We start from the raw sequence: 15251 nt of genomic DNA, 5'->3' as shown, positions 1-15251 counted from the left end.
ATATTGTACCCTGCGGTCTGGAAATTTGCATGAAGTGCGGGGCATGAGCCCGTGCCGGGGCGCGCCCCGGCACGGGCAGACGCAAGGATACGGCGGTTGAGGCCGTCCTGGAACAGCTGATCGAACACGGGCCTGACGGAAATCGGCTCGGTGTTCGCCCGAGCTTTCGAGCTGGCGATGCAGATCGAACGTGAGCGGTTTCTCGGTGCGGGCTTTTATGAGCGCACGCCCGAGCGGCACGGCTATGCCAACGGCTACAAGCCCAAGCGGATCGACACGCCTGCGGGCACCGTGAGCGTGCAGGTGCCCAAGACCGCCGGGCACGACGCAGAGCCATTCTACCCGCAATCGCTCGAGCGCGGACGGCGGTCGGTCCGGGCTGTCATGCTGGCGGTGGCCGAGATGTATGTCAAAGGCGTCTCCACACGCGATGCCGAGGCTGTCATGGGCGAGTTCGGGATCGAGAGCCTGTCGTCCTCACAGGTCAGCCGGGCGGCCAAGCTGCTCGACGAGGAGCTGGACGGCTGGCGCAACCGCCCTCTTGGCCAGGTAGAATACCTCATCGTCGACGCGCGCTATGAGAAGATGCGCCATGGCGGCGTGGTGCGCGATGTCACCGTGCTCTCGGCCATTGGCATCGGTCCGGACGAGCGGCGGCGCGTTCTTGGTGTGTCCGTGGCCCTCTCGGAGGCCGAGGTCCACTGGCGGAGCTCTCTGGAGAGCCTGGTCGCCCGTGGCCTGCGCGGTGTCGAGTTCATCGTATCGGACGACCCTGCCGGGCTGCGCGCTGCCCGGCGCGCCGTGCTCGGCGGTGCCACTTGGCAGCGCTGTCAGTTCCATCTCGCCCAGAACGCAATCCACCACGCCCCCAATGCCGAGATCCGCAAGCGCATCGGGGCCGAGCTGCGCGCCGTGTGGACCGCAAGCACGCTCGCCAAGGCTGAGACCGCGCTCGCCGAACTGGTCGCCAGCTACCACACCTGTGCGCCAAGGCTGACTGCATGGCTCGAGAAAAACGCACCTGAAGGGCTCGCCGTCTTCACCCTCCCAGAGCCACACCGCCGCCGACTGCGCACCTCGAACCCGATCGAGCGTGCCGTGCAGCAGGAGCTCAAGCGCCGCACGGCCAAGCTCAGGGTCTTCCCGAGCGAGGATTCCCTCCTGCGCATGGTCAGCGCAATCCTCGTCGAGATCGACGAGAAATGGGCCTCAGACACAAAGGCCTACATCAAGTGGGAATGCCAGGATGGGTGACCCGCTCTCAGCAGAATTTCCAGACAGCAGGTTGCGCAATCTTTTCAATCTGCTCAAGCGTGAGTGAATACACCGCAGAACATATCGAACGTGCCAAGAGGCAAGGCAGGACATGTTCGACTACATCGAAATGTTATACAACCCAAAACGCAATCACGTCAGGAACGGGATGCTGTCACCCGTCGAGTTTGAACGCCAGCAGGGAAACCAACCCGACGGCATCCACGAAACTCGGGGTTATTCATCCATCCCGATATCAAAGGCCACATGAGGATGGTCAGAGGCCGCACGTATCGCTCATAGCACTTGAACTCATACCAGAAATAAGATTATTATAAATGAAAATATGATAATCAGGATTATGGTATGAAGTTCATTGGTAGAGAGCGGGAACTGGGCCTTCTGAAAGCTGAGATCGATCTCGCCCGGCCCTCCCTCGTCATTGCCTATGGCAGACGCCGTATCGGCAAATCCTGGCTACTGAAGCAGGCCGCCGATGGGCGTCCCAACATCTATTTCCAGGCAACCATAGCCTCGTCTGCCCAGAACCTCGAGACGTTCAAGGCAGTGGCTGCTCTCGCCGTGGGAGATTCAGAGCTTTTGGCTGGTCTCGGGACTTGGGAAAGCGTATTTCACTACCTCGCGGAAGCCGCGAAAAAACAGCCCGGCCTCGTCGTGATCTTTGACGAATTCCCCTATCTACTGGCCGACGACAAATCATTGCCATCGGTCCTGCAGCGCTTCTGGGACACCGACGCCGCGGCGGCCGGTAATTTGAAGCTGATATTGTGCGGTTCGGCGATCTCGCAGATGGAAGATCTGCTGGCTGAGAAGAACCCCCTCTATGGGCGCAAGACGATGTCGATCGACGTCAAGCAGCTCTCGTTGCGGGAAGCGGCCGAGTTTTTCCCAGACTACTCCGCCGAGGCAATCATCGAGACATATGCGGTGTTCGGAGGCGTGCCACATTACCTCGCCCAATGCGACCCGTCCAAGGACCTGCGCGGCAACATTATCGATCTGCTTTTGACCGAGACCGGTGGATTGGTGAACGAGCCGGAGTTCTTGATGAGGAGCGAATTCGAGAAGCCTCGGACCTATGCTGCAATTCTCGCCGCCATTGCCGATGGTTGCGACGGCGCAGGAGCGATCGCTGATCGTATCAAGGCCAAGACATCGGACATCTCGCCCTACGTGGCCAGGCTGATCAGGCTTGACCTCATCACGTCCGAGAAGTCGCTCGACGCAGATGACAGGGGCCGCAATCGACGGTTGCGGCTAAACGATCAGCTACTGGCCTTCTGGTATCGCTTCCTTCCTCGCTACCTCGGCGCTATCAACAGCGGACACGGTAAAAAACTCTTCGACAGCATCATTGTTCACGAACTACCGGAGTTCATGGGTGGTGCGTTCGAGAAGATCTGTCGCGATTACGCCCGACTACATCTGGAGGAACAGACAGGTGTGCCGGCGGCCGAGGTCGGGTCCATCTGGGGCCATCGCGATATGGACGTCGATGTGGCAGGAATGCTGTTGAACGGCGAGGCCTTCTTCGGTGAAGCTAAATGGCGTGAACGCCGTGTGGACATGGCAATCATCGAAAAGCTGAAGGAGGCGCCCGAAAAAAGCGGCTACGGTGGCACCGATGGGCACCACTTCCTGTTGTTTAGCAAAACTGGCTTCAAGGAGGAAGTGCAGCAAATTGTCGACGCCTCTGTCCACCTCATCGATCCGGAGCTGCTCGTGTACGGGCCGGACCGGGGTTACCGGCACAACTTTCGCGGCCCCAAATAAGGTGTTCGGCGTGCAGCCCCTTCCGCTATCGAACCAAGCGATTGTAGCAGGCCGCTGCCGGCCCATTACGGCATCTAGAGCGTTTCCACCCAGGGCGTTCCAGGCCGAAGCCGCCAGACAATGCCATTGAGCACCTTGCGATCATCTGCGATGCCCGCCACGCAGCTTATTGGGCAAAAACGGCTTAATGATCGACCATTCAAAGTCAGTCAGGTCGCAACGGCGGCGCGTCATGCATTCCGCCTCAACGCCAAGCAGTCAGAGCGCGCCAAAAGATACGAACCCTTTGTCGGGTCTGAGCCATGCCTTGATCAAAACAGTTAGCACTGCCGCAAAGGGCTTACAGGCAAGTCTGCGTCTGCGAGCCTGAAAGTTCGATAACGGTCTTTGAAGAACATCTGGCAATAGGGGCGAGTGCCGAGGCAAGCGGACCGGAGATATTGGCTTGCGGCTCTCCGCGATTGAACTGATCGGCAATGGCGATCACCCGATCCTTCAGTTGCTGCACCCCAGGCACAATCGAGGTGTCACTGTGAGCTGAAAATCGTGTCAACGATTGGATCAATTGCCGATCGTCCAAGGCAGCTTCGCGCGCTCATTCCAGCCGTTCACGTTGGCAGCATGGCTCCTGTCGGCTGCTGTGCAGTCAGAACGGCCCGAACGAATTCCAGCCCGCCCATTTACACCCTTTACTCGCCACGGTGGAAAGTCCAAAATTTGCGCATCAACGCAGAAGGCGCAAGGATTAATCAAAAATCGTTCCGTGATATGAAATATGCAAGCCGCATTGTAGAATTCGAGTTGACCTTCCCGCGCCCCGGACTGATCATCGGGGAGCTCAGCCTGCAGGAGGGAATAATGCATAAGGGCGCTCTTTCTCGCCGTTCGGTCCTTGGTCTCGGCGCATCCGCCGCAGCCATGGGCGCCATTTCACCATTCGCATCTGCACTTGCGCAATCGGGGAACACCTCGCCAGTCCGTTTGCTGCTCGGCTCCCACATGGACTATCTGATAGCCCTCGCCGACAGGTATGCCGAGGACTACGGGACCGATGCGGCTATCGAGCTGGTGACCACGCCCGATCTTCCGGTCAAGCTCAGCTCCGCCTTTATCGCGCGCCGGTCAGTGGGCGATGCTGTCTTTGTCGACGCCGTCCAGATCGCGGGCCTTGCGGAAAACGGCTGGCTAACTGATCTGACCGATCTCGTGGAGAACGAATTCGTGCCAGCAGGCATGCTCCGCAACAGCCTCACCGCAGCCACCTACAATGACCGAATCTATGGGGTGCCGGTCACGATCGGCGCACCGATCATGCACTGGAACAAGGACCTGCTCGAGGGAGCCGGCCTCGATCCGGAGGCGCCTGCCGGCTGGCATTCGACGCCCAATTCCTGGAATGAATTTGTCGACTATGCCAAGGCGATCACCAATTCTGACGACAACGTCTACGGCCTCGTGGACAATTGGGGCGGAACAGGTAGCATCTTCACGTTCGGATCGCTGTTGCAGATGCATGGCGGGCACTTCCTTGACGATGATCGCAATCCCGTCATGAACAGCGAGGAAGGCGTGGAAGCGCTCTCGCGCATGGTGGAACTCCTCCACGAGCACCGGGCGATCGATCCGGCGTCCGTCACCTATACCTGGGTTTTCGATGCCTCGCCCAGCTATCTCGCCGGCACGCGTGGCTTCTTCTTCACTTGGCCTTTCATCGCCGGCATCGCCAATGGCTCGGAAGACTCCCAGATCCAGGGACGAAGCGGCTATGCGCCCAACCCTTCGGTGGTGACATCGGCGTCCGTCGACGGATCTGAGTATCTCACCGTACCCACATTCTCGGATAATCCCGAAGGTGGTCGGCAGTTCATCGAGATGGCCGTGGCGCTGGAGAACCAGATACTTCAGGGCTCGGAGACAGCCTGGGCGCCGGTGCTCGAACCGGCGCTGAGCGAACAGTCAGTGCTCGACAACCTCCCCGTGGCCGAGGTCATCCGCCAGTCCTACGAATACCCCGTCGACGGAGGCTACTCGGCCGATCGCCTGCGCTGGGTCGAAATACTGACGGGAGAGTTGTCCCAGGCCTTTGCCCAAAGCAAGGATCCTCGCACGGCCCTCAACGATGCGGTCAGCCAGATCGAGCAGAGCCGCACCTGACGACGAGGAGGCGGGCGGCCGGTTCGTCCGCCTCGACACCCTGATTGGTTGTTGGATGAAAATCAGACGCGAAACTGGCCTCGGCCTTGTGATGGTTGCGCCTGCATTGCTCCTCGTAGGCGGCGTATTCATGTACCCGGCACTTTTCACGCTGGCCCTCAGCTTTGCCGAATTCAACATGGTCCGGTTGAGCATCGAGCGCTTCGTGGGGTTCGGAAATTTCTCGAGCCTGCTTGCGAACCCGCAGTTCGTCGCAACAGCAGTGCGCACGATCTATTTCGGGCTCCTGGTTGCCTTTGCGACGGCGACCCTTGGCTTTCTGATCGCACTTTTGCTCAACGAGCCCTTCCGCGGTCGCGGCCTCGTGCGCGTCTTCGTGGTCCTGCCCTGGGCAGTCCCACCCGTGGTCGCGGGCGTGCTCTGGGGCCAGATGTTCCATGCCGATGTCGGCTTCATCAACGCCATTCTCTATCGTCTGGGCCTGATCGACAGCTACCGCATCTGGCTCGGGGATGCGACGACGGCGCTGCACGTCATCGCCCTCGCCGAAATCTGGAAGGCCATACCCTTCATGGTGCTGTTCTTCCTGGCCGGGCTGCAAAGTCTGCCTGGCCAGGTGTTCGAAGCCGCCGAGGTTGACGGGGCAAACGTGTTCCAGCGCTTCCGCTACATCCTGATGCCACTGATGGTGCCGGTGGCCATACCCCTCATGCTCATCCAGTTTGTCTGGGCGATGAAAGCCTTCGACACCATATTCGTGCTGACCCGAGGCGGGCCCGGCGGCGGCACCACGACCCTGAACTATTTCGTCTACCAGGAGGCGTTCCAGTCCTTCAATCTTGGCCGGGCCTCTGCATCGGCCTATGTGCTGCTGCTCATCACACTGGTCGTGGTCATCGTCATGTTGGCCATCAGGCGGCTTGTTTCTCGCCATTGGGAGGGTGCATCGTGACGCGCAGGCAAAGACGTGATCTCGCTCGCAACATCTTCATCTATGGATCGGCCCTGGTCGTTCTGGTGCTGATGGCGTTCCCGCTCTACGGCCTGCTTCTGACCAGCCTGCAACCGGAGTCCATCATCCGCTCCCGGGACGTGAGCTTCGTTCCCACCACAATCATTTTCGATCACTTTGCCGAGGTTCTTCGGCCCGGGCATATCGTGCCGCTGCGCGAGGGGATGATCAACAGCCTCATCGTTTCGACCAGCACGGCCCTGCTTTGCATTCTGCTTGCCCTGCCGGCAGCCTATGCCCTTTCGCGCCTGAAAGTGCCTGGGGGCGGACTGCTGCTTGGCGTGCTGATCTCGGTCTATTTTTTGCCCACCACCCTTTTCCTCATTCCCATGTTCGTGATCTTTGTGGAATGGGGGCTCGATGACACCATCTGGAGCCTGATGCTGGCCTATTCGGGCTTCATCCTTCCCTTCGCAATCTGGATCTTCAAGACATTCATCGACCAGTTGCCGATCGAGATAGAGGAAGCAGCGCGTATCGATGGATGCAGCTATCTCCAGATCCTTCATCTGATCGTGCTGCCGCTGATCCGACCGGGAATACTTGCAGCCTTCGTTTTTGCGTTCATCCTCTCCTGGATCGAATTCCTGACGCCGCTGATCTTCACCAACTCGTTGCGCATCAGCACCGTGGCTTTGGGCATGTTCCGTTCGACAATCGACATCCAGATCGGCCAGCAGGCCGCGGCGGCGGTTCTTACGCTCCTGCCCGTGGCCCTGCTCATGATCGTCTTCCAGCGCCTGATTACCCAGGTGGTGCTCACCGGTGCGGACAGGTAGGAGAACGCCAATGGAAAAGCTCAGGATCGGTGTTATCGGCACCGGCATGATCGGATCCTTGCATGCCGGCATCTATGCGGCAAACCCGCGTTGCGACTTGGTCGGCGTCTACGATCTGGATGCCGAGCGCGCCGCCGACGTCGCCGGGCGAACCGGAACAGAGCGCTTCGATGCAATGGAAGCGCTTCTCGACCCGGCGGTCGTGGATGCGATCGCCATTGCCACGCCGGAGACCCATCGCGCGGCTCCGGCGCTGCTCGCAGCAGATCGGGGCATTCCAATGCTGCTCGAAAAGCCGCTGGGCCGCTCGCTCTCTCAGGTCGACGATCTGGTCGGAAAGCTGACCGCAAAAAAAGCCTACGCTGCCGTCAACTTCATTCTGCACGCCGACCCGCGCTACGCGTCGATGGCAAAGCTCGTTGCCGAGGGCGGCATCGGGCGGACAGTTAGCTTTTACGCGCGGCGCAGAGGGTCCAATCTCGGGCTCGAGCACTACGCGAAATGGACGGACCTTTTGTCCTCCACGCTCATCCATGACATCGAGATGGTTCTGGCGGTGAACGGAACGTCGGTCGAGCGGGTTTTCTCCGAAGCGGTCGTGCGCGCCTGCGAGGGCCTCGACAGCCATGATGCGATCGTCGCCACCGTCCGCTTCGCCGATGGTGCCGTAGCGATCTTCGAGACGTCCTGGGTCCAGCCTCCGCTCCAACCAGAGCCTCTGGAGCCGGCTTTCCATGTCATCGGAGATGGCGGCTCGGTCATTATCGAGGGCTCGTCGCAAGGCATGAAAGTCCTGACCGCCCAAAGGTACACCCACCCCGACATGACCCATTGGCCAGCGCTGCCGGGCGGGACCGGCGGAGCACTCAAGGCGTCGCTCGACATGTTCGTCGACAATTTGCTTGCGGAACGTCCGCCACTGGTGGGTCTTAAAGCGGCGAGAGCCGCCGAGGCCGTAGTCCAGGCAATGAAGACCTCGATCGCGACGGGCATGCCCGTCAACGTCGAACCGGATGGCGCACCATGACCTCCACCGTCCAACTTGGCGAGATGAGCTGGCCCCAGGTGCGGACCTTGCTCGAAAAGGACCCCCTCGTCGCCGTTCCTGTCGGCGCCTTCGAGCAGCACGGGCATCACCTTCCGCTCCAGGTGGATGCCCATCTCTCGCAAGCCGTCACCACAAGGGCAGCGGAAAAGGCATCATTGCAGGGCAGGGCAATTGCCGTCACGCCGGCCGTGTGGACCGGCTATTCGCCACATCATCGCGATTTCCCCGGCACGGTAACGCTTGACGACACGGCGTTTTCGGCCATCGTCGGACAGATCGCACGGAGCCTTTGGCACAGTGGCTTCAGACGGATCGTGCTCGTCAACGGTCACGGTGGCAATGCGCACCTGCTGCGCAACCTCACCCAAACCCTGCGCTATGATCACGGAATATCGGTCGCCGCCGCGTCGTATTGGGATTTCGCCGTCCCCGACATCGCCGATTGGCGCCAATCCCCTATCGGTGGGATCAACCACGCCTGCGAAATGGAGACGGCGCTCGTGCTGGCCACCCGGCCCGATCTCGTCGACATGGACAAGGCCCGGGACCACTATCTCGACCGATCGCGATATCTGGGCGCAGACCTTGTCGCCGGCGGGTCGGTGACGACAGCCGCGAGCTTTGCGGAGCTGAGCGAGACGGGCGTCATCGGCGCCCCCACGCTGGCTGACGCCGATCGTGGCGCGGCCCTACTCGAAATCCTTACAGACAGGCTGGCCGCCTTTTTCGCGGACTATGCCGCCTGGCCGAAACCCGAAGACTTGGGAGATCGCTCATGACCGACACCCCGCTAGGCCTGTTTGCCTATCCTTGGGACGTCCTGGACGAGGGCGCAGACGCCGTCCTAGATGCCGTCGAGCGCGCGCGCCTCAATACGCTCTACATCACCGCCTGGTATCATTCCGGCATGTTCCTGTTGCCGCACAATCCAAGGCGACGGATCCATTTCCCCGAACCGGGTGCCCTGTATTTCAAGCCGGGGCCGTGGCACGCGAGCGGCGCACAGCGGCCGGTGATCAGTACCCTGTCCAACGACTGGGACAGATTCTGGAACGAGCTGTCCGAAAAGGCTTCGCGTCGGGGCATCTCGCTCGCCGCATGGATGCCGGTCCTCCACAACTCCGGTCTCGGCACCGCCCATTCCGAGCTTGCCATCCGTAACGCTTGGGGCGATGTGATCACCCATTCCCTGTGTCCGCATGCCGAGCCCGTCAAAGCGATCGTGGCCAACGTCGTGGCCGACGTGGCAGCGTTGGGGATTTTCGAACGCGTCCTGCTCGAATCCATCGAATACCTTCCTCTCCGCCACGGCCACCATCATGAGGTCATCGGCATTCCGCTCGATACCGATGTGGACTTCCTGGCCTCCCTGTCCTTTTCCGAGGGACTGTGCCAGGCATTGGCGGCGGATGGAGGCGACCCCGAGGCCGTCCGCGCATTTGTCCGGAGCGTGTGTGATCCGGCGATGGCCGGCGAGCCGCGCACGCCCATGGACTGGGCCGGTCTGGAAGCGGCCGGCGGCGAGAGTTTCATTCACTATCTGAGAGTCCGTGAAAGAGGCCTCACCGAACTTCTCAAAGCAGCTGTCGCGCCGGCACGCGAGCGGGGCATCGCCACCGCGATCCTGGATTTCGGCCCGCTTTATGGATTGGGAGCCAATGGCCGGCGCTGGCAGAATGGCGTCGATCTCGACGCCCAGCTTCCGCTCGTCGACGAGATTCATCCCACCTTCTACTTCTCCGATCCCGACGTCCTCGCCGCAAAGATCGATGCCTACAGGAAAGTGGTGGGTCCAGAGCCGAAACAGGTTCCCGCCATAAGGGCGATCGTGCCGCAGATCGAGGATTCGGAGGGCTTGGCCGCGCAGGTGAGCGCCGTTCGCCCCTTTGCCTCTGGCGCCACCTTCTACAATTACAGCTTCATGCAGCTCGGGACACTCGACTGGATCGCAAACGCCGTCAGCGGCTGGGAGAACTGAGCGCGATGAGCATGCATCCCACTGTTGAAGTTATCATTCACCCGATCTGCCTGCGTTTCCGGTATGACCACGACGAGCTGGTCTACATGTTCGCAGCCCACCCCCAGCAGCAGCTCGACCGCATGGAGACCATGATCGGCATCGACCCCGAAAAGGATGGTCCGATCTTCGACACCAATCTCGGTTTTCTGCCCGTGGCGAGCACGGTCCTGATCCGCGGCGAGAAGACGCTCCTCGTAGACCCCGGCAACACCCATATCGGGGCGTACGGCGTTCTGCGGCGCGCGCTCGCTGCGCGGGGTCTCGGCTACGAGGATATCGATGCCGTGGTGACCACTCACTGCCATGTCGATCATGCCGCGTCCGTCGTCCAGCTCAAGGGCAAACCCTGGATCATCGGCGCTGGCGAGTTCGCCGACATGGAGATCATCGAAGGCAAGCCCATCGTCGAGGCCAAAAAGCAGATGATGGGCGAAATCACCGAGATCAGAGGCCTCGACCCTGTCGAGATCATGGCCGGTGTCAGCGCGATCGCGACGCCCGGCCATTCGTCGGGCCACATCTCGCTGATCGTCGATACCGCAGACGAACGCGTGCTCGTGGCCGGCGATCTCACCATGGTGCGCCCGGAATACGAAGAACGCACCTTCTCGCACTGGTATGGCCCCCCCCAACTCGAGCAGCTCCACGCTTCGCTCGATCGCGTGCAGGCGTTCTCGCCAGACCTGGTCATCCCCGGTCACGACAGGCCGTTCCGGCCAGCAAAGGATTGAGTGAACCCGATGGCACCCGTCACCATTTCGTCGGTCCGCAAATCCTACGGCAGTTCGCCTGCGATCAAGGGCATATCCTTCGACATCTCCGATGGAGAGTTCATCACGCTCGTTGGCCCATCGGGCTGCGGCAAGTCGACCCTTTTGCGCATGATCGCCGGGCTGGAAGACATCACCTCTGGCGACATCAGCATCGATGGCGCGGTGGTCAACGACCTCACGCCTCGCGAGCGCAATATCGCGATGGTCTTCCAGAATTATGCGCTCTACCCGCACATGACCGTACGCGACAACATGGGCTTCTCGCTCAAGATCGCGAAGGCTCCGGCATCCGAGATCGCGTCGGCCGTGGAACGAGCCTCACGCATCCTCGGGCTCGAGCCCCTGCTCGACCGGTATCCCCGACAGTTGTCGGGCGGTCAGCGACAACGTGTGGCCATGGGCCGGGCGATCGTGCGCAACCCGAAGGTCTTCCTGTTCGATGAGCCCCTCTCCAATCTGGACGCACAATTGCGCGTCCAGATGAGGGCCGAGATCAAGCAGCTCCATCATAACGTCGGCACGACGATGATCTACGTAACCCATGATCAGATCGAAGCCATGACCATGGCCGACCGGATCGTCGTCATGCGCGACGGGATCATCGAGCAGATCGGCACCCCGCTTGATCTTTACGACCGACCTGCCAACGTGTTCGTGGCACGGTTCATCGGCTCGCCGGCAATGAACCATCTCGAGGGCCGGATACGGCAAGGCCCCGGTGGACCCGAATTTGCCACTGGAGATATGCGCCTCCCACTGCCCGGCGGTACCCCACCTGCGGAGACGGCCATTCTCGGCTTCAGGCCCGAACACGTCACCATCGATCCTGATGGCCTGCCGGTGACCGTGGAGGTGGTCGAGCCGACCGGCGCGGAAACGCAAGTGGTCGGCCGCCTTGCCGGCCAGCCTGTGATCTGCGCCTTCCGTGACCGTCTCTCGCTGAAAACCGGCGATACCCTGCACATCCGGCCAGATCCTGAACGTCTGCATCTCTTCGAAGCAGACACGGGCAACCGCCTCAACACCTGACCGAAGTGATGAACACCCGGGCTGCCGTTCGCGGTCGGCCAGCCATACCCGAAAAACGGCACGAAACGGCTATGCCGCAATACGAAACGCCATTACGACACAGGACGTCTCCATGACCGATGCGACCCAGAAATACCTGCGATCCGCCGACTACAACACCGAATCGTCAGCGGTCATAGCAGGCAGCGTCAATTCCAATGTCCGGCTGGGCGGCGCCTCGATTCCACTGTGCTTCGAGCGTGCGGAGGGTCCCCATCTCTATGACATTGATGGCAACACCTTCATCGACTATGCCCTTGGCATGGGCCCGACCATCCTCGGACATGCACCCAAAGTCGTTTCCGACGCGGTCGCACAGTCGCTGTCCATGGGCCAGATGTTCGCCGGCCAGCACAGGGCTGAACTGGAACTGGGCAAGCTTCTCGTAGAGCATATTCCCAGCGCCGAACGCGTCCGCATCGGGATGACCGGTTCGGAGGTCGTGCAGGCCGCGTTGCGGGTCTCGCGCGCCCACACGGGCCGGAAGAAGTTCATCAAGTTCGAAGGCCAGTATCATGGCTGGTTCGACAACGTCCTGATCAGCCACAGTCCGCACCCTGCCGAGCCGGGCGAGAAATTGCCGGTCCCCCGTGAAGCCCACCTCGAGACGCGAGGCCAATCCCGGTCGGTGCTCGATGACGTCATCGTCCTGCCCTGGAACGACCTCGATGCCGTGCGGCACACGCTCGAGGAGCACGGGGACAACATCGCCGCCCTCATCACAGAGCCCGTCATGTGCAACACTGGCGCGATCCTGCCCAGGAAAGGTTATCTGGAGGGCCTTCGCGAGCTGACCCGCGAGCATGGCGTCGTGCTCATCTTCGACGAGGTCATCACGGGTTTCCGGCTCGGTTTGGGTGGAGCGCAGGGGCGGTACGGGATTACCCCGGACCTGTCCACCTTCGCCAAGGCCATGGCCAACGGCTTCCCGATCGCCGCATTGGCCGGCAGACGCGACCTTATGGATATGTTCGGGACCGGCGCGGTGAACCACTCGGGAACCTACAATTCGAACGTTCCCAGCGTCGTGGCATCCATCGCGACGATCCGCGCCCTGGCGGCAGACAATGGCGCCGCCCTCGCCCGAGCCGAGGACATGGGCAAGGCACTGATGGCGGGCCTGGCAGAGATCGGAGGGGCGTCCGGACTTCAGGTTTCCGGCGTCGGCACCTGCTTTAACACCTATTTCGGTGAGTCCGGTTCCGTTATCGACTACCAGAGCTACCGGAAGACGGATCAGGCGCGCCAGAAAGAGTTCCTCGTCGCGCTGCTTGCCAACGGCATCAGGCCTACGGCCAGGGGGACCTGGTTTGTCTCGACCGCTCACGACCAGACAACGATCGACAGCACCCTGGACGCAGCGCGCAAGGCGCTTTGACCGAGGCGGCCTCCCCGGAACACCGCAACGAAAAAGGGCCGGCAGCACGCTGCCGGCCCTTTCCGTCTGGTATGCCAAAAAGGCGCTACGCGGCGGGTGCCACCACGGCGATGCAGTCGATCTCGTATTTCAGACTCCCCGAGAGGCACTCGCTAATCGTGGTCCGCGCCGGGAACGGTGCCTTGAAAAACTCGGGGTAGAGCCGATTGTATTCGGCAAGGTCCTCGGGCCGCCGGACGTAGTTCCGGGTCTGGACGACATGTTCGAGACCGCTTCCCGCCGCCTTCAGGATGGCCTCGAGATTGGCGATCGAACGCCGCATTTCGCCTTCGAAGCTGTCATCGACGATCTTGCCGGTCCCATCGACTGACGCCTGACCGGAGACAAAGAGCAGATCGCCAACGCGTACCACCGGACTGAACGGCAGGTGCGAACGGGGCATTTCGGGCGCGTCGGGGTAGGAAATCATGAGCTTCTCGCTTCTGGTCATTGAGGGTCGAGTGGGTAAATTGGTCGCCGGATGTTCTGGTACGGCAGCAAGCGCGGATCGCTGGTGCATGCTCCGGGCGTCCTGACTGTGAAGCTGGCAGCGGCGATCGGATCGTAGGCGCGCCGGTGTGCGACCGCCGCCTTCACGCCAATTATCGCGAGCCGCTCGGGATCAATGCCCTGGCTGCGCCACTGGCCCAGATCGAATGGCGGGGTCGGCTTGGACGTCAGCAAAATGGTGATGCCGCGATGCCTGACCACGGCGCATGGCCCCATCTCTATGTTGCGCCCCCGTGATGCGGCGAGGTGGCTGTTGATGTCCTCGAGCGAGAAGCGCCCGTCGCTGCGAGAAACGAGCGTCGCCTGTATGCGCACCGGCCCCGGGTCGTAACGGTTGCCATTGCCGCCGACTTCAAGCTTCACCTCCTCGCCCAGTGCCCGCGCGATCAGCGCCTCCACCGCTTCGGGATCGCAAATTGCCACGCCGGCATCGCGAGCATCTGCGGCCATGAGCGCGCGAAGAACGCCGGTGCCGTTTCCCGGAGCGCCGCCCCCGATGTTGTCCGAAGGTTCGACCAGAAGGGCCGGGCCATCCGGCGCCAGCCGGACGATCTCCGCCAGTGCCTCCTCCGGCGCGACCTCCTGAGCCTCACCGCGCTCTTTGAGCGCGAGCGCCAATCCGCAAAGCTGGTCCAGTATCGCGGCATTGCGGGCGGAGTCGGCGGTGCCAACGAGGTTTACATTCACGCCTGTCCATGGCGTGTCGCCGAAAGAATATCCCCCCACGATGTTCACCGCCCATATGTCCGGATCTTCGGCCTCCATGGCGCGCGCCGCAGCTTCGAGCGCAGCCATTGGTGCGTCTGCCGTCCCTGTTCCGGGCGGCGACCAGAGTATGCCAGCGGCCCGTTCCGTCATCCGGGGGATGACACCGGTCTCCAGGCACCGGGCGAGCAGCCGTGCAGCGCGCACGGCGGTATCGCGCGCATCGATATGCGGGTTCTCCCGATAGCAGACCAGACCATTGGCGTGCCGGGCCATGCGGTCGCTGAAATTGGCGTGAAGATCGTAGACGCCGAACAAGGGCACGTCCTGCAACCCCGGCGTGCTGCGGAGCCGCGCGAGAACCTCCCCCTCCACGTCGTTCTCGGATTGTGTAACCATCGCGCCATGTAGGGATACAAAGATCGCATCGACCCCGTCAGTTCCTGCCTGACGCGCGACCGGCTCCAGTTCGGACCAGAACTGCTCGAAGACGGCATGTTCGACCGTCGCTGATGGTGTGGCGGCATAGGCGCAGGCCGGAACAATCTCCCAGCCCCTCTCTTGGGCGACCTCGAGAAACCCGTCGATCTGCGAACCATCCCCCCTGCAGCGCAGGATTTCGGCGCCGCGAAGTACGGAGAAGTCCGCGAGTCTGGTCAAGGAATCGATGAAACAATGGGTCTCATGGAAAAGGCCCGCAAAAAGTACTCGGGCCAT

14 protein-coding genes and 2 pseudogenes are annotated in these 15251 nt (G+C 61.6%); 12 read left to right on the top strand and 4 right to left on the bottom strand.

Annotation, left to right across the window (positions count from 1 at the left end; genetic code table 11):
- Positions 1–150: 150 nt before the first annotated feature.
- From EO136_RS07790 to EO136_RS07780, 3 genes and pseudogenes are all read left to right on the top strand, one after another.
- Positions 151–1254: an IS256 family transposase gene (locus EO136_RS07790; RefSeq protein ID WP_206513290.1), complete on the top strand. Its 1104-nt coding sequence runs from the start codon at positions 151–153 to the stop codon at positions 1252–1254.
- A gap of 37 nt (positions 1255–1291) precedes the next feature.
- Positions 1292–1525: pseudogene (locus EO136_RS07785) on the top strand (IS3 family transposase); the annotation flags it as partial.
- Between the two features lie 95 nt (positions 1526–1620).
- On the top strand, positions 1621–3048 hold the full coding sequence (locus tag EO136_RS07780) for an ATP-binding protein (RefSeq protein WP_127143888.1): 1428 nt from the start codon (positions 1621–1623) through the stop codon (positions 3046–3048).
- 28 nt (positions 3049–3076) lie between these two features.
- Here EO136_RS07780 and EO136_RS18715 read toward each other — a convergent pair.
- Positions 3077–3282: pseudogene (locus EO136_RS18715) on the bottom strand (transposase); the annotation flags it as partial.
- Positions 3283–3609: 327 nt separating this feature from the next.
- Entirely contained in the window at positions 3610–3912 is a 303-nt protein-coding gene (locus EO136_RS18560; protein WP_164730489.1) for a hypothetical protein, read from the bottom strand.
- Positions 3913–4047: 135 nt separating this feature from the next.
- On the opposite strand from EO136_RS18560, the gene EO136_RS07765 reads away from it, so the two are divergent.
- The 9 genes from EO136_RS07765 (at position 4048) to EO136_RS07725 (ending at position 13280) form a co-directional block, all read left to right on the top strand.
- Positions 4048–5202 carry an extracellular solute-binding protein gene (locus EO136_RS07765; protein ID WP_164730488.1) on the top strand — a complete coding sequence of 385 codons (1155 nt, stop codon included), beginning with the start codon at positions 4048–4050 and terminating at the stop codon, positions 5200–5202.
- Positions 5203–5332: 130 nt separating this feature from the next.
- Complete coding sequence (locus EO136_RS07760) at positions 5333–6154, top strand: carbohydrate ABC transporter permease (protein ID WP_164730487.1); 822 nt, start codon at positions 5333–5335, stop codon at positions 6152–6154.
- Complete coding sequence (locus EO136_RS07755; protein ID WP_127143884.1) at positions 6151–6993, top strand: carbohydrate ABC transporter permease; 843 nt, start codon at positions 6151–6153, stop codon at positions 6991–6993. Before EO136_RS07760 ends, EO136_RS07755 begins: the two co-directional genes overlap by 4 nt.
- Before the next feature lie 10 nt (positions 6994–7003).
- Positions 7004–8020 carry a Gfo/Idh/MocA family protein gene (locus EO136_RS07750; protein WP_127143883.1) on the top strand — a complete coding sequence of 339 codons (1017 nt, stop codon included), beginning with the start codon at positions 7004–7006 and terminating at the stop codon, positions 8018–8020.
- Positions 8017–8820: a creatininase family protein gene (locus tag EO136_RS07745; RefSeq protein WP_127143882.1), complete on the top strand. Its 804-nt coding sequence runs from the start codon at positions 8017–8019 to the stop codon at positions 8818–8820. Before EO136_RS07750 ends, EO136_RS07745 begins: the two co-directional genes overlap by 4 nt.
- Positions 8817–10019 (top strand): hypothetical protein, encoded by a 1203-nt coding sequence (locus EO136_RS07740; protein ID WP_127143881.1) that lies wholly within the window; start codon positions 8817–8819, stop codon positions 10017–10019. The genes EO136_RS07745 and EO136_RS07740 overlap by 4 nt, the downstream gene beginning before the upstream one ends.
- Before the next feature lie 5 nt (positions 10020–10024).
- The gene (locus EO136_RS07735; RefSeq protein ID WP_127143880.1) at positions 10025–10792 is read left to right on the top strand and encodes an MBL fold metallo-hydrolase; all 768 of its coding nucleotides are present in this window, start codon (positions 10025–10027) and stop codon (positions 10790–10792) included.
- A gap of 9 nt (positions 10793–10801) precedes the next feature.
- Positions 10802–11863, top strand: coding sequence for an ABC transporter ATP-binding protein (locus EO136_RS07730; protein ID WP_127143879.1), 1062 nt, complete (start codon positions 10802–10804; stop codon positions 11861–11863).
- Between the two features lie 112 nt (positions 11864–11975).
- Positions 11976–13280, top strand: coding sequence for an aspartate aminotransferase family protein (locus tag EO136_RS07725; protein WP_127143878.1), 1305 nt, complete (start codon positions 11976–11978; stop codon positions 13278–13280).
- Between the two features lie 85 nt (positions 13281–13365).
- Here the strand turns inward: EO136_RS07725 and EO136_RS07720 are convergent, their stop codons facing one another.
- Together EO136_RS07720 and EO136_RS07715 are read right to left on the bottom strand one after the other, a co-directional pair.
- Complete coding sequence (locus EO136_RS07720; RefSeq protein WP_246018295.1) at positions 13366–13770, bottom strand: RidA family protein; 405 nt, start codon at positions 13768–13770, stop codon at positions 13366–13368.
- Positions 13767–15251 carry a M81 family metallopeptidase gene (locus EO136_RS07715; protein ID WP_246018294.1) on the bottom strand — a complete coding sequence of 495 codons (1485 nt, stop codon included), beginning with the start codon at positions 15249–15251 and terminating at the stop codon, positions 13767–13769. Before EO136_RS07715 ends, EO136_RS07720 begins: the two co-directional genes overlap by 4 nt.

The organism is Pelagibacterium montanilacus (assembly GCF_003992665.1).
Lineage (GTDB): Bacteria > Pseudomonadota > Alphaproteobacteria > Rhizobiales > Devosiaceae > Pelagibacterium > Pelagibacterium montanilacus.
The sequence above is the reverse complement of the archived record's forward strand: the minus strand, read 5'-3'. Positions and strand labels throughout refer to the sequence as shown.

Bases quoted from the DNA above. Each gene is read 5' to 3' on its own strand.
- EO136_RS07780 (WP_127143888.1), top strand. From the start codon at position 1,621: ATGAAGTTCATTGGTAGAGAGCGGGAACTGGGCCTTCTGAAAGCTGAG.
- EO136_RS18560 (WP_164730489.1), bottom strand. From the start codon at position 3,912: ATGCATTATTCCCTCCTGCAGGCTGAGCTCCCCGATGATCAGTCCGGG.
- EO136_RS07765 (WP_164730488.1), top strand. From the start codon at position 4,048: ATGGACTATCTGATAGCCCTCGCCGACAGGTATGCCGAGGACTACGGG.
- EO136_RS07760 (WP_164730487.1), top strand. From the start codon at position 5,333: ATGTACCCGGCACTTTTCACGCTGGCCCTCAGCTTTGCCGAATTCAAC.
- EO136_RS07750 (WP_127143883.1), top strand. From the start codon at position 7,004: ATGGAAAAGCTCAGGATCGGTGTTATCGGCACCGGCATGATCGGATCC.
- EO136_RS07745 (WP_127143882.1), top strand. From the start codon at position 8,017: ATGACCTCCACCGTCCAACTTGGCGAGATGAGCTGGCCCCAGGTGCGG.
- EO136_RS07740 (WP_127143881.1), top strand. From the start codon at position 8,817: ATGACCGACACCCCGCTAGGCCTGTTTGCCTATCCTTGGGACGTCCTG.
- EO136_RS07735 (WP_127143880.1), top strand. From the start codon at position 10,025: ATGAGCATGCATCCCACTGTTGAAGTTATCATTCACCCGATCTGCCTG.
- EO136_RS07730 (WP_127143879.1), top strand. From the start codon at position 10,802: ATGGCACCCGTCACCATTTCGTCGGTCCGCAAATCCTACGGCAGTTCG.
- EO136_RS07725 (WP_127143878.1), top strand. From the start codon at position 11,976: ATGACCGATGCGACCCAGAAATACCTGCGATCCGCCGACTACAACACC.
- EO136_RS07720 (WP_246018295.1), bottom strand. From the start codon at position 13,770: ATGACCAGAAGCGAGAAGCTCATGATTTCCTACCCCGACGCGCCCGAA.
- EO136_RS07715 (WP_246018294.1), bottom strand. From the start codon at position 15,251: ATGGCCCGAGTACTTTTTGCGGGCCTTTTCCATGAGACCCATTGTTTC.